The 25,643-nt window shown below is 63.7% G+C and carries 24 protein-coding genes; 6 read left to right on the top strand and 18 right to left on the bottom strand.

Annotated elements, in window-relative coordinates; genetic code table 11:
• Window positions 1-2 precede the first annotated feature (2 nt).
• The 3 genes from CKW13_RS02850 to CKW13_RS02840 form a co-directional block, all read right to left on the bottom strand.
• Window positions 3-209, bottom strand: a complete 207-nt coding sequence (locus CKW13_RS02850) for a DUF1656 domain-containing protein (protein WP_095106773.1) — start codon at window positions 207-209, stop codon at window positions 3-5.
• Window positions 196-2,184: an FUSC family protein gene (locus tag CKW13_RS02845; RefSeq protein WP_095106771.1), complete on the bottom strand. Its 1,989-nt coding sequence runs from the start codon at window positions 2,182-2,184 to the stop codon at window positions 196-198. The genes CKW13_RS02850 and CKW13_RS02845 overlap by 14 nt, the downstream gene beginning before the upstream one ends.
• Before the next feature lie 168 nt (window positions 2,185-2,352).
• A complete protein-coding gene (locus tag CKW13_RS02840; RefSeq protein ID WP_095106769.1) occupies window positions 2,353-2,820 on the bottom strand; it encodes a PA2169 family four-helix-bundle protein in 468 nt (155 codons plus the stop codon).
• 201 nt (window positions 2,821-3,021) lie between these two features.
• Here CKW13_RS02840 and CKW13_RS02835 point away from each other — a divergent pair, with 201 nt between their 5' ends.
• Both CKW13_RS02835 and CKW13_RS02830 read left to right on the top strand, forming a co-directional pair.
• On the top strand, window positions 3,022-3,258 hold the full coding sequence (locus tag CKW13_RS02835; RefSeq protein WP_095106767.1) for a DUF3820 family protein: 237 nt from the start codon (window positions 3,022-3,024) through the stop codon (window positions 3,256-3,258).
• Window positions 3,259-3,269: 11 nt separating this feature from the next.
• On the top strand, window positions 3,270-4,451 hold the full coding sequence (locus CKW13_RS02830; protein ID WP_095106765.1) for an aminotransferase class V-fold PLP-dependent enzyme: 1,182 nt from the start codon (window positions 3,270-3,272) through the stop codon (window positions 4,449-4,451).
• A 178-nt stretch (window positions 4,452-4,629) separates the two neighbouring features.
• On the opposite strand, the gene CKW13_RS02825 is transcribed toward CKW13_RS02830, so the two are convergent.
• From CKW13_RS02825 to zwf, 4 genes are all read right to left on the bottom strand, one after another.
• Window positions 4,630-5,373, bottom strand: coding sequence for an intradiol ring-cleavage dioxygenase (locus tag CKW13_RS02825; protein ID WP_371856208.1), 744 nt, complete (start codon window positions 5,371-5,373; stop codon window positions 4,630-4,632).
• A gap of 193 nt (window positions 5,374-5,566) precedes the next feature.
• Window positions 5,567-6,232 (bottom strand): bifunctional 4-hydroxy-2-oxoglutarate aldolase/2-dehydro-3-deoxy-phosphogluconate aldolase, encoded by a 666-nt coding sequence (locus CKW13_RS02820; RefSeq protein ID WP_095106763.1) that lies wholly within the window; start codon window positions 6,230-6,232, stop codon window positions 5,567-5,569.
• A 17-nt stretch (window positions 6,233-6,249) separates the two neighbouring features.
• The gene (gene pgl, locus CKW13_RS02815) at window positions 6,250-6,963 is read right to left on the bottom strand and encodes a 6-phosphogluconolactonase (RefSeq protein WP_095106761.1); all 714 of its coding nucleotides are present in this window, start codon (window positions 6,961-6,963) and stop codon (window positions 6,250-6,252) included.
• On the bottom strand, window positions 6,950-8,419 hold the full coding sequence (gene zwf / locus CKW13_RS02810) for a glucose-6-phosphate dehydrogenase (RefSeq protein ID WP_095106759.1): 1,470 nt from the start codon (window positions 8,417-8,419) through the stop codon (window positions 6,950-6,952). The genes pgl and zwf overlap by 14 nt, the downstream gene beginning before the upstream one ends.
• Window positions 8,420-8,628: 209 nt before the next feature.
• Here zwf and CKW13_RS02805 point away from each other — a divergent pair, with 209 nt between their 5' ends.
• Window positions 8,629-9,489, top strand: a complete 861-nt coding sequence (locus CKW13_RS02805; RefSeq protein WP_176465039.1) for a MurR/RpiR family transcriptional regulator — start codon at window positions 8,629-8,631, stop codon at window positions 9,487-9,489.
• Window positions 9,490-9,611: 122 nt separating this feature from the next.
• Here the strand turns inward: CKW13_RS02805 and CKW13_RS02800 are convergent, their stop codons facing one another.
• The 11 genes from CKW13_RS02800 to edd form a co-directional block, all read right to left on the bottom strand.
• On the bottom strand, window positions 9,612-10,481 hold the full coding sequence (locus CKW13_RS02800) for a D-hexose-6-phosphate mutarotase (RefSeq protein WP_095106750.1): 870 nt from the start codon (window positions 10,479-10,481) through the stop codon (window positions 9,612-9,614).
• A gap of 157 nt (window positions 10,482-10,638) precedes the next feature.
• The gene (locus CKW13_RS02795; protein WP_095106747.1) at window positions 10,639-11,997 is read right to left on the bottom strand and encodes a carbohydrate porin; all 1,359 of its coding nucleotides are present in this window, start codon (window positions 11,995-11,997) and stop codon (window positions 10,639-10,641) included.
• A 66-nt stretch (window positions 11,998-12,063) separates the two neighbouring features.
• Window positions 12,064-13,215 carry an ABC transporter ATP-binding protein gene (locus CKW13_RS02790; RefSeq protein WP_095106744.1) on the bottom strand — a complete coding sequence of 384 codons (1,152 nt, stop codon included), beginning with the start codon at window positions 13,213-13,215 and terminating at the stop codon, window positions 12,064-12,066.
• A 3-nt stretch (window positions 13,216-13,218) separates the two neighbouring features.
• Window positions 13,219-14,055 (bottom strand): carbohydrate ABC transporter permease, encoded by an 837-nt coding sequence (locus tag CKW13_RS02785; RefSeq protein WP_095106742.1) that lies wholly within the window; start codon window positions 14,053-14,055, stop codon window positions 13,219-13,221.
• On the bottom strand, window positions 14,048-14,956 hold the full coding sequence (locus tag CKW13_RS02780; protein WP_095106740.1) for a carbohydrate ABC transporter permease: 909 nt from the start codon (window positions 14,954-14,956) through the stop codon (window positions 14,048-14,050). The genes CKW13_RS02785 and CKW13_RS02780 overlap by 8 nt, the downstream gene beginning before the upstream one ends.
• A 180-nt stretch (window positions 14,957-15,136) precedes the next feature.
• Window positions 15,137-16,429: an ABC transporter substrate-binding protein gene (locus tag CKW13_RS02775; protein ID WP_095106737.1), complete on the bottom strand. Its 1,293-nt coding sequence runs from the start codon at window positions 16,427-16,429 to the stop codon at window positions 15,137-15,139.
• Between the two features lie 105 nt (window positions 16,430-16,534).
• Window positions 16,535-17,803, bottom strand: a complete 1,269-nt coding sequence (locus tag CKW13_RS02770; RefSeq protein WP_095106734.1) for an AGE family epimerase/isomerase — start codon at window positions 17,801-17,803, stop codon at window positions 16,535-16,537.
• 126 nt (window positions 17,804-17,929) lie between these two features.
• The gene (locus CKW13_RS02765; RefSeq protein ID WP_218192044.1) at window positions 17,930-19,357 is read right to left on the bottom strand and encodes an ATP-binding protein; all 1,428 of its coding nucleotides are present in this window, start codon (window positions 19,355-19,357) and stop codon (window positions 17,930-17,932) included.
• A gap of 31 nt (window positions 19,358-19,388) precedes the next feature.
• A complete protein-coding gene (locus CKW13_RS02760; RefSeq protein ID WP_095106729.1) occupies window positions 19,389-20,120 on the bottom strand; it encodes a response regulator in 732 nt (243 codons plus the stop codon).
• Window positions 20,121-20,257: 137 nt separating this feature from the next.
• Window positions 20,258-21,211, bottom strand: a complete 954-nt coding sequence (locus CKW13_RS02755; RefSeq protein ID WP_095106727.1) for a glucokinase — start codon at window positions 21,209-21,211, stop codon at window positions 20,258-20,260.
• Window positions 21,208-23,034 (bottom strand): phosphogluconate dehydratase, encoded by a 1,827-nt coding sequence (gene edd / locus CKW13_RS02750; RefSeq protein ID WP_095106723.1) that lies wholly within the window; start codon window positions 23,032-23,034, stop codon window positions 21,208-21,210. The genes CKW13_RS02755 and edd overlap by 4 nt, the downstream gene beginning before the upstream one ends.
• 224 nt (window positions 23,035-23,258) lie before the next feature.
• On the opposite strand from edd, the gene gap reads away from it, so the two are divergent.
• The 3 genes from gap (at window position 23,259) to CKW13_RS02735 (ending at window position 25,556) form a co-directional block, all read left to right on the top strand.
• Window positions 23,259-24,260, top strand: coding sequence for a type I glyceraldehyde-3-phosphate dehydrogenase (gap, locus tag CKW13_RS02745; protein WP_095106719.1), 1,002 nt, complete (start codon window positions 23,259-23,261; stop codon window positions 24,258-24,260).
• A 17-nt stretch (window positions 24,261-24,277) separates the two neighbouring features.
• A complete protein-coding gene (locus CKW13_RS02740) occupies window positions 24,278-24,742 on the top strand; it encodes a methylglyoxal synthase (protein ID WP_095106717.1) in 465 nt (154 codons plus the stop codon).
• 298 nt (window positions 24,743-25,040) lie between these two features.
• Window positions 25,041-25,556 (top strand): RNA polymerase sigma factor, encoded by a 516-nt coding sequence (locus tag CKW13_RS02735; protein ID WP_095106715.1) that lies wholly within the window; start codon window positions 25,041-25,043, stop codon window positions 25,554-25,556.
• The last annotated feature ends 87 nt before the right edge of the window (window positions 25,557-25,643 follow it).

The raw sequence follows: 25,643 nt of genomic DNA, 5'->3' as shown, positions 1-25,643 counted from the left end.
CCTTATAAAGGTCCGAGGACAACGGTGACCAGGGTCAGGACGCACACGTACAACGCGCAGTCGAACAAAGCTTCATGCCAGATCCAGCCGCCCAACGGGGTCAAGCGCAGCAACAGCCGCAGCGCCCCCGTGAGCAGCAGCGCCAGCAGCACATAAATCAAAAACGGGCTGAGCAAAATGCCGCCCATCGACCACTCACGCAGCCCCATGATGTTCCTCCTGTTGGCGGCACCAGGTGCGCCAGCTCTGTTGCAGTTGCACCACCGCGCCTTGCGCCAGTTTTAGCGCCTCGCTGGGCGGCAGGGCTTGCAGGCTGCCCAGGAACGCGGCGCTGGGGGCGGCCAGGGCCTCGGCGCGGCTGCCGGCCGGGCCTTGCTCCAGCACATGTTGCAAGTGCGAAAAATAAGCCCGCTGCGCGGCATCCACCGGCACTTGCGCCCCTGCCAGGCTCAGGCGCAGGTGCAGCAATTCATCGCCCACATCCAGGCCCAACAAACCGTCATCCCAACGGCTGCGGGCTTGCTGCGGCAGCTCCGGGTAATGCCGGGCCAATTGCAGCAAACGGTCGGCCATGCGCCCGCCGAACCAACTCTCGGCGCCGCGCAGGTTGCGCCGGGTCAGGCGCACCAGGTCGTGCAGCGTCGCCGCGAGCAAGCGCCGGCCGTGCCAGGCCGGGTTGCGCAGAATCAGCAAATGGAAGGCCAGCACCGCCGCGCCCACGCCGATCATCATGGCCTGGGCACTGTTGAAGAAATAGGCGACGTCGTACTGCATGGCGTTGAGCGGGGCGATCAACACAATGAAGTGCAGGCAGAAGGACGTGGCCGTCGCGCCAATCTGCGGCTTGGCCATGCCCAAAGCGCCGAAAAACAACGGCCCGGCCATCACCAGGCACATCATGGCGAAACTGCTCAGTTGTGGCAGCAGGATCTCGCCCACCAAAAACGCCACCGGCACCGCCAGCAGGATGCCGCGTAAAAAGCTCATGCCGATCTGCGCGCCGTTCTCCCGGCTGGCAAACAGGCTGCACACCACGCACGTCAGCAGCATCGCGCCGGACGCCGCGGGCCAAGCCGTGGCCATCCAGAAGCACGCCACCGCCAGAAACGCCAAGGCGCTGCGCGCGCCGAACACCAGGGCCAGGGACAGATCGCGGTGCGGGGCCAGGGTGGCGGGGGCTTGCACCGGGTCCCTGCCCTCCTTCACCGCGTCCAGGGCGGTGGCCGCCGCCAAAGCGGTATCGAGCAGCAAGGCAAAACGCGCCAGACAGTAGCTTTGCGCGGCGCTGATGGCCGGGTCGTGGGAAGCGTCCAGCAACCGCGGGCGCAAGTCCTGCAAGGTCGCCACATCGCACACTTGCAACGCTTGCTGTACCGCCTCCATCCACGGCTGCAATTGCGTCACTTCGGGCTCTTCCAGTTGCCGCCACTGGCGCCGCACCGAGCGCGACATGCGCAGCAGCATCAGCAACTTCTGGCTCAGGCCGCTGATGGCCCGCGCCCGCTGGCGCCCCAACCCCCCCTCAAACCAGGCGTGTTCGCGCTGGGCGTCAACGGCGACGATGCGCCCAAGAATCTCCAGCAAGCCCTTGCGCGCCAGAGCATCGCCGGCCAGCGTGGCGCGCGCCGCTTGCATGGCGCTTTGCCACGCGGCCTGGGCTTGGTCGGCCAATTGCCGCTCTACCCGCATCGGCCACAGCAGTGCACTGCTGGCCGTGGCACAAAGGATGCCCAGGCTGATTTCTGTACAACGTGCCACCGCTTGGTCGAACACCGACAACGGATGGCTCAAGGCCGGCAAGGCGATGATGGCTACGGTGTAGCCGGCCAGCACGAAGGCGTACGACCAGGCGCTGCGCAACAGGGTGGAAAACGCCGTGCACAGGCCCAGCCACAGCGCCAGGGCGAGCAGGAACAACCACGGCGTCTGGGCGAACAGGCCCATGAACACCACCGACATGATGGTCCCCACCAGCGTGCCCACCAGCCGCGCCAGCCCCTTCTGCGCCACCATGCCCGACAGCGGCTGAGCGACGATAAACGCCGTCATCAACGCCCACGCCGGTTGCTCCAGGCCCCAGCGCAGCGCCAGCCACAAGGCCAACCCGCCGCCGAGCAGGGTCTTGGTCGCAAATTGCACAGCGCGAAAATCGGGCGCCAACAAGGCCCGCAAAGTTATAAGCACGAAGAACACTCAGAAGAGAACAGGCTAACGATAGTCGCGATACACGAAAGGACAGTGCCAGAGCGGCCGGCAAATTATTAGCTAGCTATCTATGTCCGTCCAGCGTTAAATCCAAGGCACAAAAAAACGCCAGTTGAACTGGCGTTTTTGACAAGCTTTCAGAGCAACTTACGAGTGGGCGCGGGCCTGGTTACGCAGGGCCTTGACCTGGTCATGGTTGCGTTGCACACCGTGGTACTGGCGCTCAACCAGGTCACGAATGCCCACCAGGTTGTGTTTGGTGATTTTTTCCAGGGCTTCCTTATAGGCCTTCAGCGCATGGTCTTCTCCGCGCTCGGCTTCGTTAAGCACCGCTTCTTCGTCCTTACCGGTGACCAGGGACTTGAGGTCGACCCAACGACGGTGCAAATCGCCCGCCACGCTGGTGCTGGTTTCTGGGTCGCCGCCCAGGGCACGCACGGCGCTCTGCAACTCGGCCGCGGCGCTGGCGCAATCGGCCGAACGCTTCTGGAACAGCGCCTTGAGCTCAGGGTGTTTGATGTCTTCGGCACAGGTCTTGAATCCTTCCTGGCCGTCCTTGCTGGTTTCGATCAGGTCGTTAAGTACAGAGATCGATTCTTTATTTACGTCAGTCATTTTCCAATTCCTTGCGGGTTGAGGATCGTGCAATAGGTATTGCACCCTGCGTGCCAGCTTGGCGATTAAAAAATTAACCTTAATTTTCAATAGCTTATGAATTAAGCAAAAATTCTTACCCGCGCTATTTGCATGATCTGTCAATTGGCCTGCATGCAGAATGCCTGTATTTTCCAAGGGTTGAATTCATACGGTCGCGCCATGAACCCCGAAAAACTCGAATTGCTGGTCACCCGGCAAATGCCCTTTGGCAAATACAAGGGCCGCATCCTCGCCGACCTGCCCGGCCAATACCTGAACTGGTTCGCCCGTGAAGGTTTCCCCCACGGTGAATTGGGCGGCTTACTGGCCCTGATGCAGGAAATCGACCATAACGGTTTGTCCGACTTGCTTGACCCCTTGCGGGAAAAGCACGGCAAGCCCAAACCTCGCCACTGACCGAGCGCCCCATGCCCGAGCACAACTATCACGCCTACGATGAAGCCTTCTGGCAGACCTTCGCTGCGCGCTATGAAACCGAGCCCGGGCCCATCAACCTGGAAAATGGCTACTTCGGCCGCATGACTGACACGGTACTGGACGAGTACCAGCGCAATATCGCCTTTATCAACCGCAGCAACTCGCTGTATGCGCGCCAGCGTTTCGAGCAGGCCCAGAGCAGCGAGATCCACCGCCAGGTGGCCGACCTCTTGCAAGCCCCTGCCGAAGCCGTAGCCCTCACCCATAGCGCCACCGACGCTTTGCAGTCGCTGATTCGCAACTACAACCGCCTGCAACCGGGCGACCAGGTGTTGTTCTGCGACCTGGAGTACGACACGGTCAAAGGCGCGATGCAGTGGCTGGGCCGGCACCGGGGCGTGGAGGTGATCCAGATCGAGCACCCGCACCCTGCCAGTTTCGACAGCCTGGTAGGCGCCTATCGCGAGGCGTTCGCCCGCCATCCACGGCTTAAATTAATGGCCCTGACCCACGTCACCCACCGCACCGGCCTGGTGATGCCGGTGGCCGCTATTGCTGCCGCCGCCCGAGAACACGGGATCGACGTGATCCTCGACGGCGCCCACGCCCTGGGCCAGATCGAGTTCAACCTGGCGTACCTGGGTATCGCCTTTGCCGGCTTCAACTTGCATAAATGGATCGGCGCGCCGCTGACCCAGGGCGTGCTCTACATCGACCCCCAACGCCTGGCGGACATTGACCCGGACATGGGCGAGAGCCACTACCCAGCCACCGATGTGCGTGCCCGCACGCCCTATGCCACGCCCAATATTCCAGCGCTGTTGACCTTGCCCCTGGTACTCGAAGAACACCGCAACCTGGGCGGCGCGGCCACCAAGGGCGCGCGGCTCAAGTACCTGCGCAACCTGTGGGTGCGGCAAGTGCAGGATATAGAAGACATCGAAATCATGATCCCGGACGATCCGCGCCTGTATGGCGGCATCACCTCGTTGCGGTTCGTCGGCCGCGACCAGCAAGACATGGCCGAGCGCCTGCTGCGCGACTACAACCTGTTCACCGTGGTGCGCAGCGGCTCGGCCTGCGGACCGTGCATCCGCATCACCCCGGGGTTCGCCACCTCGGCGGCAGATATGCACCGATTGGCCAAGGCCCTGCGTGAACTGAGCCTCTGAGCGCAATGTGTCCCAGGGGGAATGAATCATCTCTGTGCAAGCGGGCTCGTGTGGGAGCGGGCCCGCCCGCGAAGAGGCCGGGCCTGCACCTCTTTACGGCCTGACCCACCACTATCGCGGGCAAGCCCACTCCCACAGCCTCTGGCGGCAGGCGCCACCTATGCCTTGGCGTGGGGGTTCAAACCGTAGGCTTATCGAAGTCTTCAGGTTTTATATGCTGGGAAAAAGCCTCAGGATCGATACCAATAACGGCACTTGCCAATAGACGCTCATCTTTGGAACCACGGTTAATCCAGCCAACGTCCATTAAAGTTCCATAACCATCCATTTCACTGTAAATCTCATCCTTGGCATTAGTCAGACGCGATATTTTCCTACCGGCATAATCTGGAAGTTCATTAATCTGCGAGGAAATTAGTTCCGAAAAGTACAACTGCCCCACGTAGGCAACATGCCGATCATGGTCGTGCTCCAGAACTTTCCTTACTGCAACATGCACATGAATGGCGCGTCCGGCATAGAAGCCCGGAAATATCGTCAGAAACTCACGCCGACCATGACGGTCGGTAAAACCGCAGCCACGCAGGTAAGTGTCTTCATCAGTACGGGCAATGGCACCGATCTCCCCCGAAGGAGCTTCCTGATCCGGGTCGACCGCACTCCAGCCTGAGTAGCGGCCCTGGGCATTGCAGTGCCAAACATCCACCAGCACCCCCTCGACAGGTTCGCCAGTACAGGCATGGAGCACTTTTAAGTTCAATTGCAATGGCACGCCCGCCGCCCCTTCTGTGATATCGAAGCGTTCGAGCCGGTCATTCTTGAAGTAAGGCCCGGCGATTTGCTCGGGGGAGAATAGACACATGGGACTATTCACACTGGCGGCCTTATCTAAGACCGACGGGTTGATAGGAGTTTTCTTCATAAACACATCCATATGTTTAGTTTTAGTGGTCCTGTTGCGCACAGGAACTTGACTGAGCGTAGATAGCGCTCTTGGAAATCTCCACATCAATAATCCGTGAAGTCTTTGCAAAAAATGACCATGCAAAAAAAAACGGCGCACTGACCAAGTGCGCCGTAAAGCCGTAGAACAACTACCTAACGTTTGAAAACAATTAATCGAGCAAGGCGAGCGCCTGGGCGGTGCATTCCTGGATACGCGCCCAGTCGCCGTTTTTCACCCACTCGGGGTCGAGCATCCAACTGCCGCCCACGCACATCACATTTTTGAGGGCCATGTAGCTCTTGATGTTGGCCGGGCCGACACCGCCGGTGGGGCAGAATTTCACCTCGCCAAACGGGCCGCCCAGGGCCTTGATCGCCGCCACGCCGCCGCTGACTTCGGCCGGGAACAGCTTGAAGCGGCGATAGCCCAGCGCGTAGCCCTCCATGATCCCCGAGGCATTGCTGATGCCCGGCAACAGCGGGATGGCGCTATCGACGCTGGCTTCCAGCAGGTCACGGGTAATGCCCGGGGTGACGATGAACTGCGAACCCGCCGCTTCGGCCGCCGCCAGGCTGGTGCGATCCAGCACCGTGCCAGCACCGGTTACCAGTTCCGGGCGTTGCTCGCGCAGCACCTGAATGGCGCGCAGGCCGAACTGCGAACGCAGGGTCACTTCCAGGGCGCTCAAACCGCCCGCCGCCAGGGCATCGGCCAGGGGCAGGATGTCCTGCTCGCGGGCGATGGTGATGACCGGCAGGATCCGCGCCTTGGCGCAGAGGCTGTCGATCAGGGCAGTCTTGGCCGCCATGGAAACGGTAGGCTGTGGGGTTTTCATCGCGGCTGATCCTTGGCTCATGGGCACCAGTAAATCTCTAACGGAGGTTGCAAGAAGGCACGAATCGGCATCTCGGCGAGATCGCCACCGGCCAGTGCGGCATTAAGGGTGTGCAGTTTCGATTGGCCGCTGATCGACAGCGCGGTAAAGCGCGCCGAGGCCAGCAAGGCGCGGCTCATGCTCAAGCGCTGATGAGGCACGCTGGGCGCTAGCATCGGCCAGCAACGGCGCTCGCCATCAGGCTTGAGAGCCTCGACCAGGTTCGGGCTGCTGGGGAACAACGACGCGGTGTGGCCGTCGTCGCCCATGCCCAGCACCAATACGTCGATGCCCGGCAGTTCGGCCAGTAGGCGATCGGCGTGGGCCGCCGCTTCCTCCAGGTTGGCGCTGGCGCTGTACAGGCTCAGAAACCGGGCGTTGGCCGCCGGCCCCTGCAACAGGTAGCGCTTGAGCAGGCCGGCATTGCTGTCGGCATGTTCCACCGGCACCCAGCGCTCATCGGCCAGGGTCACCAGCACCTTGGACCAATCCAGCGCCTGCTTGGCCAGGTGCTGAAAAAACGCCACCGGGCTGCGCCCGCCCGATACCACCAACACCGCCGTGCCACGGGCGGCGATAGCCACGCGCAGGTGTTCGGCCACGTTCAGCGCCAAACCCTCGGCCAGCAGCACGGGGCTGCGCAGCTCATGGGCCTGCACGCCGGCCGGCAGTTTCAATTCAGATATCGCCATACCAAGATCTCCCGTCTCGTGTGATGAGGGCAATGGAACTCATCGGCCCCCAGGACCCAGCCGCGTAGGGCTTGGGTGCGTCGCCGGATTTTTTCCAACCCGCGATCAGTTGGTCACACCACTTCCACGCCGCTTCGATTTCGTCTTTGCGCACAAACAGGTTCTGGTTGCCGCGCATCACTTCCAGCAGCAACCGTTCGTAGGCATCGGGAATCCGCGCGCTGCGGTAGGTGTCGGAAAAATTCAGCTGCAAAGGCCCGCTGCGCAGCTGCATGCCCTTGTCCAGGCCCTGCTCCTTGGTCATCACCCGCAGGGAAATGCCCTCGTCCGGTTGCAGGCGAATAATCAGTTTGTTGCTGATTTGCAGGCGCTGCTCGGGGGCGAAGATGTAGTGCGACGGCTCTTTGAAGTGGATGACGATCTGCGACAGCTTTTGCGGCATGCGCTTGCCGGTGCGCAGGTAGAACGGCACCCCGGCCCAGCGCCAGTTGCGGATGTCGGCGCGCAGGGCAACGAAGGTTTCGGTGTCGCTCTGGGTGTTGGAGTTGGGCTCTTCCAAGTAGCCGGGCACCGGTTTGCCTTCGCTGTAGCCGGCGATGTACTGGCCGCGCACCACTTGGGTGGTCAGGCCTTCCGGGCTGATGGGCGCCAGGGCCTTGAGCACCTTGACCTTCTCGTCGCGGATGCTGTCGGCGGAGAGGTCCGCCGGCGGGTCCATGGCGATCAGGCAGAGCAGTTGCAGCAAGTGGTTCTGGATCATGTCGCGCAGTTGCCCGGCCTTGTCGAAATAGCCCCAGCGGCCTTCGATGCCGACCTTCTCGGCCACGGTGATTTCCACATGGGAGATGTAGTGCTGGTTCCACTGGGTTTCAAACAGGCTGTTGGCAAAGCGCAGGGCGATGAGGTTCTGCACCGTCTCTTTGCCCAGGTAGTGGTCGATGCGGTAGATGCGGTTTTCAGGGAAGAACTGCGCCACGGCGTCGTTGACCTTGCGCGAGGACTCCAAGTCCGAACCGATGGGTTTTTCCAGCACCACCCGGGTGTTTTCCACCAGGCCCACGCTGGCCAGGTGCTCGCAGATTGCGCCGTACACCGCCGCCGGCGTGGCGAAATAGGCAATCAGGCGTGGGCCGCTGCCCGCCATCTCGGCCAGGGCCGGGTAGTCCTCAGCCCTGAGGAAATCCACGTGCAAATAGCTCAGGCGTGCAAGAAAACGCTCGAGCACCGCCTCGTCCAGCGCCTGGGCGCCGACGTAGCGCCGTAACTCGGCGGCGATAAACGCCAAATGCTCGGCTTCGCTGCCGGGCTCGCGGGCCAGGGCGATGATGCGCGTGTCGTCATGCAGCAGGCCGGCGCCATCGAGTTGATACAAGGCTGGGAACAACTTGCGAAGGGCCAGGTCGCCGAGGGCGCCGAACAAGGCAAAGGTGCACGGTTCAACCGTTATCGAGGGCATGATGTTGGTTCTTTTATCAAGTTAAGCTACAAATACCTTTTTTCAAGGCATCGCTCAAGGAAAAATGTAGTAATAACCACAACATTTTTTCAGAATACAGAATCCCAGTGGTGGATGGCCGGAGCCATCAGTAGGATAGGCCACCGCCGAAGCCCGGATAAGTCCGACTTCCATTTGCATTGCCGACCTAGGAAACCTGAATGGACCGCGTGCGAAATCTCCTGGAACAGATCCAGAAACGCCTCGAAGAACTGAACAAAGCTGAACGCAAGGTCGCCGAAGTGATCCTGCTCAACCCCCAGCAGGCCACCCGTTTCAGCATTGCCGCCCTCGCCCAGGCCGCTTCGGTCAGCGAGCCAACGGTCAACCGTTTCTGCCGCTCGTTCGGCGTCAGCGGCTACCCGGAGCTCAAGCTGCAACTGGCCCAGAGCCTGGCCAGCGGCGCGGCCTATGTCAGCCGCGCGGTGGAGGCCGACGACAACCCCGAGGCCTACACCCAAAAGATCTTCGGCAGCGCCATCGCCTCGCTGGACAGTGCCTGCCAGGCCCTGGACCCGAACCTGGTCAGCCGCGCTGTCGACCTGCTGATCCAGGCCCGCCAGATCCACTTCTTCGGCCTTGGCGCCTCGGCCCCGGTGGCCCTGGACGCGCAGCACAAGTTCTTCCGCTTCAACCTGGCCGTCACCGCCCACGCCGACGTGCTGATGCAGCGCATGATTGCCTCGGTGGCCCACACGGGGGAGCTGTTCGTGATTATTTCCTACACCGGGCGCACCCGCGAACTGGTGGAAGTGGCGCGCATCGCCCGGGAAAACGGCGCTTCGGTGCTGGGCCTGACCGCCGCCGGCTCGCCTCTGGCCAAGGCCAGCACCCTGAGCCTGAACATCCCGCTGCCCGAAGACACCGACATCTATATGCCCATGACCTCGCGCATCATCCAGCTCACCGTGCTCGACGTGCTGGCCACCGGCATGACCCTGCGCCGTGGCGTGGATTTTCAGCCACACCTGCGCAAGATCAAAGAAAGCCTCAATGCCAGCCGTTATCCGGTGGGGGATGATCTGGACTGAAAAACTGCGGTGGGATCGAAGCCTTTATCGCGCAACCCTCTACGACAGAGGTACTCGGCTAACGGCGGGCGGGGCGGGCGCACCGCTATCGCGAGCAGGCTCGCTCCCACCAGAACCTAGCCTCACACCCCCCTGCAATCGCCCCCCGCCCGCGCCTGCAAACTCAAGTGCGCCGTTTCTCCCGGTGCCAGGCTCTGGCGAGTGGTGCCGCCGCTGGCCGCTTCGACGCAGACGAACTGCGCCACCTCATTCCAGCTCACGCCCAACAGCGGCCGAGTACCCGGGTGCCAAACCACCGTGTCCGCCGCGTGCCCGGTGTCGATGCACAGTTCGCGCTGCCAGGCGCGGTCCTTGAGCTGCAACTCGCCGTCGTGGCGGAACACCCGTTGGCAGCCGCCCACCACGCTCAACTCGCCGCTATGCCGGTACGTGGTGCGGTTGAGTGGGTCGTAGCCTTCGGCGTCCTCCAGCCCAGACAGCGCTGTCTCGGCAGCGTCGCCAACACGCCAGTAGGCATGCAAGGCCTGGCTCAAATGGCAGGGTTCGCTGTCTTGGTGCTCGGTGCTCAGGCGCAGGTCCATGCGTTCGCCCAGGTGGGCGTGCAGGTCCACTTGCCAGTCGCACAGTTGCAAGCGCCAGTGCAAGCGCACACCGTCGACGCCAGCGTGGCTGGCCAACAGCTTCCAGTCGATCAGCCGCGCCCACCCGTGGGACGGCCAGGCGTTTTCGCTAGGATGGCGGCCGTACCAGGGCCAGCACACCGGCACCCCACCGCGGATGGCACCCACCTGCGGCCACTTCGCCGCGCACCACAGCCAGGGCTTTTGCCCGGTGGGCTGGAAATGCAGGAGTTGCGCGCCCTGGCGGCTGAACACCGCTTGGCAGCGTGGGTGGTCGATCACCAGCACATCGCGCCGTTGATAGCGCTCCCACCCGAAGGTAGGGCGTTCGCGCAGGGATCGGAAAAAGCGTTGTAGCGGGTGCTTGTGCATGTACCGCAGTCCTGAAAAACGATGGCTGCCCTGGGTGGGAACGGGCCCGCCCGCGATGGCGATGGTACAACCCTGTACCGGCCTCATCGCGGGCGAGCCCACTCCCACAGGGTCCCCAGGTGAGGTGCTGGGGCAGCGGAGCTTAGCGCAGCCGTTGTCAGAACACCGACTGAATTTTCAACCCGGCCACCAATGCGTCATCCACTTTGTCCACGCCGCCGGGGTGCTTCACGTATTGCAGGTTGGGGCGCACGGTCAGCCAGTTGGTGACATGGAAGCCGTAGTTGATCTCGGCGTTGTATTCGGTGTCCTGGATGGGCAGGAACCCGGCCTGGTCGTAGTCGTTGAACCCGTTGCCGGCGTTAATCAGCTTGCGGTTTTTCTGCACATCTTCGTTGACGTGGATGCGCGCGATGCCGATGCCCACGTCGTCCTTGGGCCGGGCGTTGAACGGGCCTTTGTAGGTCAGCATCAGTTGCTGGTAGTTGTCGACGGTGTTGGTGTCCTTGTCGTGGAACGTGGCGTTGGCCGCGATGTGCAGGCCGCGGCTCTTGTCGCCGTGATGGTCGGTCAGTTGCTGCTGGGCCACGAACCAATAACCGGACTTGCTGCTGTGGCTGCGATACGCGTCGCCACTGACGGCGGCGTACTGGCCGTTGGCGTCTTTCAACACGTCATCAGCCTTGGCAGTGCTTTTGTAGTAGCCCACGCGGTACTCGCCCGGCAGGCCATCGACCTTAGGCGACCAGACCAATTCCACCGGCAGGATGGTGCCCTTGGTGCCGCTGCCGCTGAGCTTGAAGCCGTTGCCGGTTTCCAGTTGCGAGGGGTTCTGGTTGTAGGCGCCGATTTGCGCGTAGAGCTCGGGGGTGAGGTTGTACTTGACGCGGATCGCCGCTTGGCTGACCGGCCAGTTGTACCAGATGCCACCGACCCAGTTACCCACTTGCGAGCCGCAGAACGCCAGGTTCTGGAAGTCGCAGGGGAAGGTGTTGAAGTCTTCGCCTTCGCCGAAATAGCCGGCCTTCACGTCGAGCTTGCCGTCGAAGTACTTCTGCTTGATCCACAACTGGGTCAGGCGCCAGGTCTGGCCACGGCCCCAGACTTCCTGGGACGAACTGAACGTGCCGGCGCGAGGGTCGCCGATGCGGTCGTTGGAGATGTTGCGCCCGCTGCGCTCGGTGATCGCCAGTTTGAACTCGGCGTCTTTCCAGCCGAAAATTTTCTCCAGGTCCAGCTTGGCCCCCAGGCCGAACTGGTGGCTATAGCGCGCCGTGGTGTCGTCGTTGTAGCCGCCACTGAGGTTGGAACCGACCTCGCCCACGTAGTCGAGGGTGAAGTCATAACCCTGCTCGATCAACCGCGTGCGCTCGCCGCCCCAGTCGCCAGTCATCCACGGCGACTCGGCGCTGAACGCCTCGGCGCCCTCGGCCGCTTGCGCACTGGCGACCAGCATCATCGCCGCCAATGCCGAAACACGGCCGGCAAAGCGAGCGTTGGTGGTGTTGTTTTTCATCCCTACATCCTCGTTCTTGTTATTGGAATTGCTTGCGGTTGGGGTGGCTGCGGCTGCGCCCGCCCCTCACCGGCTCTTGAACTGCGCCACATTCGCCTTGCGGGTTGCGCTGGGGGCGATGCCCAGGCGTTCGCCGGTCTTGGCGTCGAACAGCAGCACCTTGGCCGGGTCCAGTTGCAGGGTCAGGGTCTCGCCCACCTGGGGCGCGAGGTCGGGCGCGAGGCGGCAGCAGACCTTGGTCTGGTTGAGCTCGACGAACACCAGGGTGTCCGGCCCCGTGGGCTCGGTGACCTGGACTTCGGCGCGGATGCTGGGCAAGCCATTGGCGTCACCGCTCGCCAAGGCAATCTGCTCCGGGCGCATGCCAAGGATCACTTCGCGGTCCGCCAACGCCATATCCTCTGTGCCCAACGCCAGCACGCAACGCGCCTGGCCGCTGTCGAGCAATGCCACCAGGCGGCCCTCCTGGCGGTGCAGGCGCAGGGGGATGAAGTTCATGGGCGGCGAGCCGATAAAACTGGCCACGAACAGGTTGGCCGGGTCGTTGTAGATCTCTTTGGGCGTGCCGAACTGCTGGATGATGCCGTCCTTCATTACCGCCACTTTGTCGCCCAGGGTCATGGCCTCGATCTGGTCGTGGGTGACGTAGACGGTGGTGGTCTTGAGGCGCTGGTGCATCAGTTTCATTTCGGTGCGCATCTCGACCCGCAGCTTGGCGTCGAGGTTGGACAGCGGTTCGTCGAACAAATAGATCTTGGGCCGGCGCGCCAGGGCCCGGCCCATGGCCACGCGCTGCTGCTGGCCGCCGGAGAGCTGGCCGGGCTTGCGCCCCAGCAGGTGTTCGATCTGCAGCAGCTTGGCCACCCGCGCCACTTCTTCGTCAATTTGCGCCGTGGGCATTTTGCGGATCTTCAGGCCAAAGGCGATGTTGTCGCGCACGGTCATGGTCGGGTACAGCGCATAGGACTGGAACACCATGGCGATGTCCCGGTCCTTGGGGCTCATGCCGCTGATGTCGGCATCGTCCACCAGGATAGCGCCGCCGCTGATGGTTTCCAGCCCCGCGATGCAGTTCATCAGGGTGGATTTACCGCACCCGGAAGGGCCGACCAGGATCAGGAACTCCCCGTCCTCGATCTTCAGTTCGATGTTCTTGAGGGTGTCCGGCAACCCGGCGCCGTAGGTTTTGTTGACGTTACGTAATTCGAGCGTTGCCATGTGCTACCCCTTGACCGCGCCGGACGTCAGCCCACGCAGGAAATACTTGCCAGCGAATATGTAGACCAACAGTGTCGGCAGCCCGGCGATCATCGCCGCTGCCATATCAACGTTGTATTCCTTGGCCCCGGTGCTGGTGTTGACCAGGTTGTTGAGGGCCACGGTGATCGGTTGCGCGTCGCCACTGGCGAACACCACGCCGAACAGAAAGTCGTTCCATATCTGGGTGAACTGCCAGATCAGGCAGACCATCACGATGGGGATCGACATCGGCAGCAGGATCTTGCCGAAAATCGTGAAGAACCCCGCCCCGTCCAGGCGCGCGGCCTTGACCAGGGCATCGGGAATGCTCACGTAGTAGTTGCGGAAAAACAGCGTGGTGAAGGCCAGGCCATAGACCACATGCACCAGCACCAGGCCGGTGGTGGTGTTGGCCAGCCCCAGCTTGCCCAGGGTGAAGGACGCGGGCAGCAGCACGGTCTGGAACGGCAGGAAGCAGCCGAACAACAGCAGGCCGAAGAACAATTGCGAGCCGCGAAAGCGCCACATCGACAGCACGTAGCCGTTCATCGCGCCGAGGAAGGTGGAAATCAGCACCGCCGGCACGGTGATTTTCACCGAGTTCCAAAAGTAGCCACCCACTGCGTCCCAGGCCTTGATCCAACCGATGCCGTCGATCACCTGGGGCCAGCTCAGCAGGTTGCCGGTGCGGATGTCTTCGGGGGTCTTGAAACTGGTGAGCAGCATCACCACCAGCGGTACCAGGTACACCGCCGCCGCCAGCAGCAGGGTGGCGTAGATTGCCACGCGGCTGGCGCTCAAGCGTGGTTGGTCAGTCATGGCGTTTACCTCGCAACTCGGAGTACAGGTACGGCACCAGAATCGTCAGCACCGCGCCGAGCATCAGCATGGCGCTGGCCGACCCGATGCCCATCTGCCCGCGGCTGAAGGTGAAGGAATACATGAACATCGCCGGCAGGTCCGAGGAGTAGCCCGGCCCGCCCGCCGTCATGGCGGCCACCAGGTCAAAACTCTTGATCGCGATGTGGGCGAGGATCATGAAGGCGCTGAAAAACACCGGGCGCAGGCTCGGCAGCACGATACGCAGGTAGATAGTGGGCAGGCTCGCGCCGTCCACCTGGGCGGCGCGGATGATCGACTGGTCGACACCGCGCAACCCCGCCAGGAACATCGCCATGACAAAGCCCGAGGCTTGCCACACGGCGGCGATCACCAAGCAGTAGACGACGCGGTCCTGGTCTACCAGCCAGTCCAGGCGAAAGCCTTCCCAGCCCCAGTCGCGCAGCATCTTGTCCAGGCCCAGGCCGGGGTTGAGCAGCCACTTCCACGCGGTGCCGGTGACGATCATCGACAGCGCCATGGGGTACAGGTACACGGTGCGGATAAAGCCTTCCTTGCGGATGCGCTGGTCCAGCAGTACCGCCAGCAACACCCCCAGCACCAGGCTGATGCCGATGAACATGCCGCCGAACAACGCCAGGTTCTTGCTCGCTACCCACCAGCGGTCGTTGTCCAGCAGCCGTGCGTACTGTTGCAGGCCGACCCACTTGTAGCTGGGCATGAAGCTGGAGTTGGTGAACGACAGCACGAAGGTCCAGAGGATGTAACCGTAAAACCCCACCAGCACGATCACCATGCTGGGCGCCAGCACCAGTTTCGGCAGCCAGCGTTGCAAGGCGTCCAAGGGTGACGCCTTGTTGAAAACCGCCACAGAGCTCATCGCAGTAGTCCGTACAAAGGTGAATGTTGGGGCAGCCGCGCCCCTTGGGCCGGGCGCCCCTGTGGGAGCGGGCTCCCCCGAGATAGCGGCAGTCCTGTCATAAAGAGATGCGGTGGCTGTACCGGCCTCATCGCGGGCAGGCCCGCTCCCACAAAGGCTCGCGCTCGCCCGGAAAGCGCGCTACTGCGCGGCTTTGACCGCCGAGGCGAGTTGGGCGCTGGCCTTGGCCGGGTCGGCGTCCTTGTCGTTCATGAAGTTGGTCACCACATCGAAGATCGCGCCTTGCACGGCCAGGGTGGTGGCCATGTTGTGGGCCATGCTCGGTTGCAAACCGCCGCTCTGGGCGTCGGCGAGGAAGTCCTTGGCCGAGGTCTGGGCGCAGCTATCGAAACCCTGGGCCGCCATGTCGTTGAGCATGTCGTTACGCACCGGGATCGAGCCTTTGTTGATGCTGAAAATCTTCTGGAAGTCCTTGCCCAGTGCGACCTTGGCCAGGTCCTGCTGGGCGGCGATGTCGCCGGTGCGATCGGCCTTGAGCTTGAATACCGCCAACGAATCGATGTTGTAGGTGAAGGCCTTTTCGGTGCCCGGGAAGGCCACGCACTGGTAGTCCTGGCCGGCGATTTTCTTCGCCGCGGTCCATTCGCTCTTGGCCCAGTCGCCCATCATCTGCATGCCGGCGCGGCCGTTGATGACGTCGGCGGCGGCGATGTTCCAGTCGCGCCCGGCGCGGTTGGGGTCCATGTAGGCGGTGATTTTTTTCAGCTCGGTGAAAGCCTGGGTCATCTGCGCCCCGGCCAGGGTGTTCTGGTCCAGGTCCACCAGGGCTTTCTTGTAGCCCTCGACACCCATCACCGAGAGCACCACGTCTTCAAACACGGTGCTGTCCTGCCAGGGTTGGCCACCATGGGCCAGGGCGATGAAACCGGCGGCCTTGAGCTTGTCGCCGGCGGCGTAGAACTCTTGCAGGGTGGTCGGGGCCTTGTCGATGCCAGCCTTCTTGAACACCTGGGGGTTGATCCACAGCCAGTTGACGCGGTGGATGTTCACCGGCACGGCCACGTAGTCGCCCTCGTACTTGACGGTGTCAGAGACCTGCGGCGCCAGCAGGCCATCCCAGTTCTCGGCCTTGGCCACGCCCTTTAGGGCTTCGGTGCTGAGCAGCCCGGTGCTGCCCCACTCCTGGATGTCCGGGCCTTTGATCTGCGCCACGCCCGGCGGGTTGCCGGCCACTGCGCGGCTCTTGAGCACGGTCATGGCCGTCGCCCCGCCGCCACCGGCCACGGCACCGTCCTTCCAGGTGAAGCCGTCTTTTTCGACCTGGGCCTTGAGTACGTCGACCGCGGCTTTTTCGCCCCCCGAGGTCCACCAATGCACGACTTCCACGGCACCTTTGCTGTCGGCGGCCAGGGCGTGGAGGGGGAACAACGAGGCGAGGGAAATGACTGTAGCCAGGCGGGAAATGCCATTCATCTGAAGTACCTTTCTTGTTGTTATGCGTGCAAGTCTGCTGCTTGCGTTGCGAACGAGTTTAAACAGCGTTGTACCTGTGCCAGGTAACGAAGGGACGGGCAAATGTCACACCCCCGTGACATTCGCCCCGCGCCCTTGTTGGGCCAGGGCCGTGGCCAGGCTCGGGGCCAGGGGCAGGCGCGGGATCAGCAGCGCTTGCCAGGCGTGATAGAGGTCAGGTTTGCCCGGCCAGATCTCCCCGCCCGGGTGATTGTTGGGGTCGAGTTCGTGGTGCCAACTGCCCTCGCGCAGGTCCAGCAAGTACTGCTCGCAGTAGGCCCAGAACAGGCGATACCAGTCTTCATAGCGGCGCTCGGCGGTGCGTTGGATCAGGGCACTGGCGGCGGCGATCGCCTCGCAGTGCACCCAGTGCAGGCGCTGGCGCATCAGCGGGCGGTTGTGCCAATCCAGCGTGTAGACGATGCCCGGCGCGCCATCGACCACCCAACCATGGCGGCAATTGGCGTCGAACAATTGCCGCGCATCCTCCAGCAACCACGGCGGCGCCGGCAAAGTAGCCTTGCGCAGCGCCGCCTCCAGGTGCAGCAGCAGGCGCGCCCACTCAAAACCATGGCCGGGCGTGGTGCCGTAGGGGCGAAAACCGTCCGCCGGGTTGGCCTGGTTGTAATCGCGCAGCGGCTGCCAGTGGCCGTCGAAATGCTCGATGACCATAAAACCGTTGGCCGCCGCGTGCTGGTGAATCACCCGCTCAACGATGCGCAGCGCGCGCGTGAGCCACAGTGCGTCGCCGGTAGCGTCGGCCAGGGCCAGGAACGCCTCGGTGGCGTGCATGTTGATGTTGGCGCCGCGATAGGCTTCGGCCTCGCTCCAGTGGCGGTTGAAGGATTCGCGCAGGGCGCCCTCCTCCTCGCTCCAGAAATACCGCTCGATGATCTCGATGGCCTCGTCCAGCAGGGCCTGGGCACCGGGGCGGCCGGCCACCTGGGCGGAACTGGCGGCCAGGGCGACGAAGGCGTGCAGGTACGCGCTCTTGCGGCAGTTGTCGGGCCGCGGGTCGGCGCAGGCCAGCCAACCGCCGTGCTCGGCATCGCGCAACGGCCCGGCCAGGGCCTGCACGCCGTGGCTGGTGTACTGGCAAGCACCGCCGATGCCTTGCAGGTGGGCCAGGGCAAAACTGTGGGTCATGCGCGCAGTAATCAGGGTGTCGGGGCGGCTCCCGGCGCCCAAGCGGCCCTGGGCATCGAGGGCGCCGAAGCCGATGTCGAGCCGCGAACCCCGGGCGAACTCCAGCAGGCGCAAACCCTCTGCGGCGAGCCAGGACTGATGGGCTGGGGCGGTCAACCAACTGCTGAACGGCAACGGATCGAGGGTCATGGCGAGCCTTTTATTGTTGTTATGACGAGGCAAAGTCTACTCAACGCCAGGTTGGGCGCAGGTAACGAAGGCGCAGGGGAATGTCACGGGACGGTGACATTCACACGGCCCGTAGCAAGCGGGGGTTTACTCGGTGCTGCGCGGCAAATGCAGGGTCACGCGCAAACCGCCTTCACGCAGGTTTTGCAGGCTCACTTCGCCGCCGTGGCTGTGGGCGATGTTGCGTGCGATGCCCAGGCCCAGGCCGTAACCCTGCTGCTTGCCGGCCAGGCGAAAGTGCGGCTCGAAGCACTGCTCCAGGCGTTGCTGGGGCACGCCGGGGCCTTCGTCGTCAACGTGGAGGATGAACGCCGTGTCGTCGTCATCGATATGCAGGTGGGCCCGTTGCCCGTACTTGAGGGCGTTGTCGATCAGGTTGCCAATGCAGCGCTTGAGGGCCAGGGGTTTGCCCGGATACGGCGCCGCCGCCCGCCCCTGCTGGGTCACGCGGCCATTGCCGGTGGGCGCCAGGTAGGGCTCGACCAGGCAGTCGAGCACTTGGTTGAGGTCCACCGGCTCGATGTTTTCGTGGATGTCGGTGTCCTTGACGCACTGCAAGGCGCCCTTGACCAAAAGCTCCAACTCATCCAGGTCGCGGCCGAACTTGGCTTGCAGTTGCTCGTCTTCGAGCAGCTCCACCCGCAGGCGCAGGCGTGTGATGGGGGTGCGCAGGTCATGGGAAATGGCGCTGAACAACTGGCTGCGTTCGGTCAGGTAGCGGCTGATGCGTTCGCGCATCGCATTGAAAGCGCGGCTGACCTCCACCACCTCGCTGCCACCGCCCTCCACCACCGGTTCCACTTCGGCGCCCAGGGACATGTCCCGCGCGGTGCGCGCCAGGCGCTTGAGGGGGCGGCTCTGCCAGTGCACCAGCAGGCCGATGAACAACAGCAAAAAACCGCTGGTGAGCAGGATGAACCACACCTGCTGGGACGGCAGGCCCTGTTCTTCGAGGCTGGTGTAGGGCTCGGGCAGCAAAGAGGCGATGTACAGCCACTCCCCCGGTGCCAACTGGATCTGCGTCACCAGCACCGGCGGGTTCACCGGTTCCAGGGTCAGCGCGTAGTGGGCCCAGGAGCGCGGCAATTCATCGAGCTTGAGGCCACCGTTGAAAATACGCAGGTCGTTGGGGCTGACGAATTGCACGGACATATCGGTGTCGTTGCCCAGGGATTGGCGCAGCACCGCGTCCACTGCCGCAAGCACTGCGCGCTTGCGCGGCGTGGCGGGCAGCACCTGCATGTCCAAGGGTTTGTCGTTGAGGGTCACGACAAACCGCGTGCCACCCATGCTGCGCAACTGGTCCAGCACCAACGGTCGGTAGGCCACCGGCAACGAGCGGAAATAGCTGACGCTGGCGGTCATCGAATGGGCCAGGCTGCGGGCGCTGGTGACCAGGCCTTCGAGCTGGGTGGCGCGCAGTTGCGACACCCAGATCACACTCGACAACCCCTGGGCGAACAGCACCGCCAGCAGGGTCAGCAGGAGCATGCGCCCCAGCAGCGAACGCGGCACCGGCAGGCGCCTGGCCAAGCGGGCCACCCCCTCAGAGGCCATTGCCGGGCACCACGTTAGCCGCCAATTGGTAGCCGCTGCCGCGCACGGTGCGGATCAGCCGGGGCGGCTTGTCAGTGTCGCGCAGGCGCTGGCGCAAGCGGCTGACGGCCATGTCGACGATGCGGTCCAGGGGCATCAGCTCGCGGCCCCGGGTGGCATTGCCGATGGTGTCGCGGTCGAGGATCTGCTGCGGGTGGTCGAGAAACAGCTTGAGCAGGGCGAAGTCGGCGCCGGAGAGCAGCACTTCTTCGCCGTCGGCGTGAAACAGGCGATGGCTGACCATGTCCAGGCGCCAGTCGTCGAAGCGCAGCACCTCGCCGCCGGGGCGTTCCTGGCCGAACTGGGCGCGGCGCAGCAGGGCCTTGATCCGCGCCTGCAACTCGCGGGGGCTGAAGGGTTTGCCCAGGTAGTCGTCGGCGCCCAGCTCCAGGCCGATCACCCGGTCGGCTTCGTCGGAACTGGCGGTGAGCATGATGATCGGCACCTGGGCCTGGCGCGGGTGCTGGCGTACCCAGCGGCACAGGCTGAAACCGTCTTCGTCGGGCAGCATCACGTCGAGGATCACCAGGTCGCAACTGGCCTCGTTCAAGGCCTGGCGAAACCCGGCACCGTCCGCCGTGGTGCGCACCTGGAACCCGGCGCGGGTCAGGTAGGTGTCGAGCAGTTCGCGGATTTCCTGGTCGTCATCGACCAGCAGGATGGATTTGTTGATGAGGGTCACTGAGTGGTCCTTCTTATTGTTATTGCCAACGCTGTTGGAGCGGGCCGAGCCGCACTCCGCTTGCCCGCGATAGCGGTGGTTCAGCCACCGACCCTATCGACTGACAAACGGCCATCGCGAGCCGGCTCGCTCCACGCCTACACCGTTTGTTGCAACGCCACACCCGCGCCCATCAACCCCGGGTAGGGCGCGGTCACCAGCCATACCGGGATGCCGGTGAAATAGTCGCTCATGCAGCCTTTGTCGGCGAAGCAACGGGCAAAGCCGCTGCGCAGGAAGAACTCGGCAAAGCGCGGGATCACGCCGCCGACGATGTACACCCCGCCGCGCGCGCCGCTGGTGAGCACGTTGTTGCCCGCCACGCGGCCGAGCCAGCAGCAGAATTGTTCGAGGGTTTGCAGGGCCACCGGGTCGCCGGCCAGGGCCGCGGCGGTGACCGCTTCGGGGGTCTCGAACTGCGGGACGTGGCCGTCCACGGCGCAGATCGCCCGGTACACCCGGGGCAAGCCGCTGCCACTCAACGCGGTCTCGGCGCTGACGTGGCCGATTTGTTCGTGGATGTGCTGCCACAGGCGCGTCTCGCGCACGCTGCTCAATGGCAGGTCGACATGCCCGCCCTCTCCCGGCAGCGCCGCCCAGCGCCCGCCGCCCAGGTCGAGCAAGGTGCCCACCCCCAGGCCGGTGCCGGGGCCGATCACCACCGCCGGGCGCAGCGCTTCGGGCGTACCGGGGCAGACCACGCGGCAGTCTTCGGGCTGCAAGCGGGTCATGCCCAGGGCCATCGCCGAAAAGTCATTGACCAGCAGCAGTTGCGCCACCTGCAAGGTGTCGCAGAACGCCCGGCGGCTCAGGCGCCAGTGGTTGTTGGTGAAGCGAAACTCATCGCCGCCCACCGGCCCGGCCACTGCCAGGCACACGGCGCCGAGGCTGCCGGGGGCCAGGCCGAGGCTGTGCAGGTAGGCGCCGATGGCCGCTTCAGGGCTCAAGAAATCTGCCGTGGCCAGCACCTGCACCGAGGCCAGTTGGCCGTCCTGCCACAGGGCGAAACGCGCGTTGGTGCCGCCGATATCACCGACCAACGCGCACTTCATTCAAGGCGCTCCAGGGCCGAGGTGAAGGTGCTGGCGCCCTGCTCCGCCGAGCTGAACGCCTGGCGCATAAAGGCAAAAAGTTCGCGGCCGCTGCCCACGTTGTTGCCCAACAGGCCGGTGGCCGGTTCGCGGGCGGCAAACTCGGCGGCATCGACCTTCAGCTCCAGGGTGCCGAGTTGGCCATCGACGCGGATGATGTCGCCGTCGCGCACCCGGGCCAGCGCCCCACCCACCTGAGCTTCGGGGCTGACGTGGATGGCCGCGGGGATTTTCCCCGAGGCACCGGACATGCGCCCGTCGGTCACCAGCGCCACCTTGAAGCCACGGTCCTGCAACACACCCAGGAACGGCGTCATTTTGTGCAGCTCCGGCATACCGTTGGAGCGCGGGCCCTGGAAGCGCATCACCGCGACGAAGTCTTTCTCCAGCAACCCGGCCTTGAAGGCGTCGGCCAGGTCCTGCTGGTCCTGAAACACCACGGCCGGGGCTTCGACCACTTGGTGTTCCAGGGCCACGGCCGAGACTTTCATCACGCCACGGCCGAGGTTGCCTTCCATCACCCGCAAGCCGCCCTCGGGGGAGAACGCACGGGCCACGGGGCGCAGGATGTGTTCGTCGAGGCTGGCCAACGGGCCTTCGCGCCACACCAGTTCGCCGTTGTCGAGGAAGGGTTCCAGGGTGTAGCGGCTCAGGCCATGGCCCATCACGGTGTTGACGTTTTCGTGGAGCAGGCCGGCGCCGAGCAGTTCGCGGATCAGGAACGACATGCCGCCCGCGGCCTGGAAGTGGTTAATGTCGGCCTTGCCGTTGGGGTAGACGTGGGACAGGGTCGGCACCACTTCGGAGAGGTCGGCCATGTCCTGCCAGGTCAACTGGATGCCCGCCGCCATGGCGATGGCCGGCATGTGCAGGGTGTGGTTGGTGGAGCCGCCGGTGGCGTGCAGGGCGACGATGGAATTGACCAACGAGCGCTCATCGACGATTTCGCCAATGGGCAGGAACTGGCCGTTCTGCCGGGTCAGGCGCGTCACCTGGTGCGCCGCCTCGCGGGTCAGGGCATCGCGCAGCGGCGTGTTGGGGTTGATAAAGGACGCGCCGGGCAGGTGCAGGCCCATCACTTCCATCAGCAACTGGTTGGTGTTGGCGGTGCCGTAGAAGGTGCAGGTGCCGGGGCTGTGGTAGGACTTCATCTCCGACTCCAGCAGCTCTTCGCGGCTGGCCTTGCCCTCGGCGTAGCGTTGGCGTACGTCGGCTTTTTCCTTGTTGGAAATGCCCGAAACCATCGGCCCGCCGGGGACGAAAATCGTCGGCAAGTGGCCAAAGCGCAGAGCACCGATCATCAGGCCCGGCACGATCTTGTCGCAGATGCCCAGCATCAGTGCCGCATCGAACATGTTGTGGGACAGCGCCACAGCGGTGGACAACGCGATCACTTCGCGGCTGAGCAGGCTCAGTTCCATGCCCGGCTCGCCCTGGGTCACGCCGTCGCACATGGCGGGCGTGCCGCCGGCGAACTGGCCCACCGAACCGATCTCGCGCAGGGCCTGCTTGATCTGCTGGGGAAAGGTTTCGTAGGGCTGGTGGGCCGAGAGCATGTCGTTATAAGACGACACGATGGCCACGTTGGCGGCGTTCATCAGGCGCAGGCTGTTTTTGTCCTCGGTGCCGCAACCGGCCACGCCGTGGGCGAAGTTCGCGCATTGCAGCTTGCCGCGCACCGGCCCGTCGCTGGCGGCACCGCGGATCAGGGCCAGGTAAGCCTGGCGAGTGGCGCGACTGCGGGCGATAAGCCGTTCGGTGACCTCAAGAACGCGGGGATGCATGTGTAGAACTCCAGGCTAACGGATGTGGCGACCTGTGTGTCTATGCTGGGCAATAACACCGCGCGGCGTGGCCGGGCGCGGCATTGGTTGACCATTGGGACCAGTTGATTCAGGTCACTCGTTGTAGATAAAACAAAATATTGCCACTAAAAAGGCTTGTTTTCTATTTTTTTGCGAATAATCTTGTAATTCCAACAACAAATTTCAGAGCAGGTGCCCTTCCCATGACTTTACGCATCGCCATCAACGGTTTTGGCCGCATCGGCCGCAACGTCCTGCGCGCACTGTATACCCAAGGTTATCGCCAAGACCTGCAGATCGTCGCCATCAACGATCTGGGAGACAGCGCTATCAACGCGCACCTGCTCAAGTACGACACCGTCCACGGCACCTTCGATGCCGAAGTTGCCCACGACCAGGAAAGCCTCACCGTCAACGGCGACCGCATCGCCGTCAGCGCCATCCGCGACCCGGCCAACCTGCCCTGGGCCGCCGAGAAAATCGACGTGGTGTTCGAGTGCACCGGGCTGTTCACCGACCGCGCCAAGGCGGCCGCCCATCTTAGCGCCGGCGCGCGCAAAGTGATTATCTCGGCCCCGGCCAAGGGCGCCGATGCCACGGTGGTGTACGGGGTCAACCACGACATCCTGCGCCAATCGCACCAGATCATCTCCAGCGCCTCCTGCACCACCAACTGCCTGGCCCCGGTGGCCCAGGTGCTGCACCGCGAACTGGGCATCGAAAGCGGCCTGATGACCACCATCCACGCCTACACCAACGACCAGAACCTCACCGACGTCTACCACAGCGACCCGTACCGCGCCCGCTCCGCCACCCAGAACATGATCCCCAGCAAAACCGGCGCCGCCGAAGCCGTGGGCCTGGTGCTGCCGGAGCTGGCGGGCAAACTCACCGGCATGGCCGTGCGGGTGCCGGTCATCAACGTGTCGCTGGTGGACCTCACCGTGCAGCTCAAGCGCGAAACCAGCCGCGAGGAAGTCAACGCCCTGTTCCAGGCCGCCAGCCTGCATTCCAAGGTGCTGGGCTACAACACCCTGCCGCTGGTTTCCAGCGACTTCAACCACAACCCGCTGTCGTCGATCTTCGACGCCAACCACACCAAGGTCAGCGGCAAACTGCTCAAGGTACTGGCCTGGTATGACAACGAATGGGGCTTCTCCAACCGCATGCTCGATAACTGCCTGGCGCTGTGCCACGCCGAATAGGCCGGGAGCTGCACCCTATGATCGGCATCGGTTTCACCCACGCCACCCTGGCCGCGCGCAAGCGCATCGCCCTGGTGGCCCACGACCACTGCAAGGTGTTTTTGCTCGACTGGGCGCAGCGCCAACGCGAACGCCTGGCGCGCCATGAACTGGTGGCCACCGGCACCACCGGCCTGCTGCTGAGCAAGCACCTGGACCTGCCCGTGGAAAGCATGATTAGCGGCCCCCTAGGCGGCGACCAACAACTGGGCGCGCGCATCGCCGAGCAACGGGTAGACATGCTCATCTTCTTCTGGGACCCCTTCGAGCCCCAGCCCCACGACCCGGACATCAAGGCCCTGCTGCGGGTCGCCGCCGTGTGGAACATCCCCGTGGCCTGCAACGAATCCAGCGCCGACTACCTGCTCAGTAGCCCGTTGATGGACCAGGCCCACGACTACCGCGTTCCGGATTACCCGGCGTACCTGCAACAGCGCACCTGAGGCGCCGGGCACCACGCCTGCCCTGTGGGAGTGGGCCGGGTTGGCGGTAATGCCGTGGCTGTATTGGCTCCATCGCGGGCAGCGCCCGCTCCCACAATTGAGCGGTGGTGTGGATGGGATTTTCATCTTTCCTAGGTGGGAGCGAGCCTGCTCGCGATGGCGGCACGCAGTGGCTGTGACGAAGGGTAGGGGTAAGACAGTTGATCCCACAGGGGGCGGGGCGGCAGACCACAGTTCACCCTTGCCAATTTCGCTTTTGATAAGCATTATCATTCGCAAATTTTCACTGGGTAGCGCTGTGAGTCAGTCTCGTTTCAACCAGGTGTTCCTCACCCAGCGGGTTTCGCTGCTGCGCACGCTGGAGCGCATGGTCAACAACCACAGCACCGCCGAGGACCTGCTCCAGGAAACCTACCTGCGGGTCACCCGTGCCCTGGGCGAGCGGGCCATCGATCACTTGGAGCCCTTTGTGTTCCAGACTGCCCGTAACCTGGCGCTCGATCACTTGCGGGCGCGGCGCATTCAGTCGCGCACCCTGCTCGAAGACGTGCCACAAGCGGTGCTGCAAAGTGTCGCCGCGCCCCTGAGCAGCGCCGAGGATGGCGCCCATGCCCAGCAACTGCTCGAGCGCCTGAACGTGAGCCTCAACCAACTGAGCCTGCGCCAACAACAGATCTTCATCCTCAGCCGCCTGCACGGCCACAGTTACCAGCAGATCGCCGAACACCTGGGCGTGTCCCTGAGCACGGTGCAAAAGGAACTCAAGCTCATCATGGCCATTTGCGTGGGCGTGGCGGATCGCTTGAACCACTGATCCTTACCCCTTGGCTGAGGGGCACGGCCGCCCTCTGTGCCCGCCAATACATTTTGTTACCCTAGGCGCCGTTGCCTCGCTTCAGCC

This window comes from Pseudomonas sp. Irchel 3E20 (assembly GCF_900187645.1).
Classification (GTDB): Bacteria; Pseudomonadota; Gammaproteobacteria; order Pseudomonadales; family Pseudomonadaceae; genus Aquipseudomonas.
Note: the sequence above shows the minus strand (reverse complement) of the source record. Positions and strands in the feature narration are given on the sequence as shown.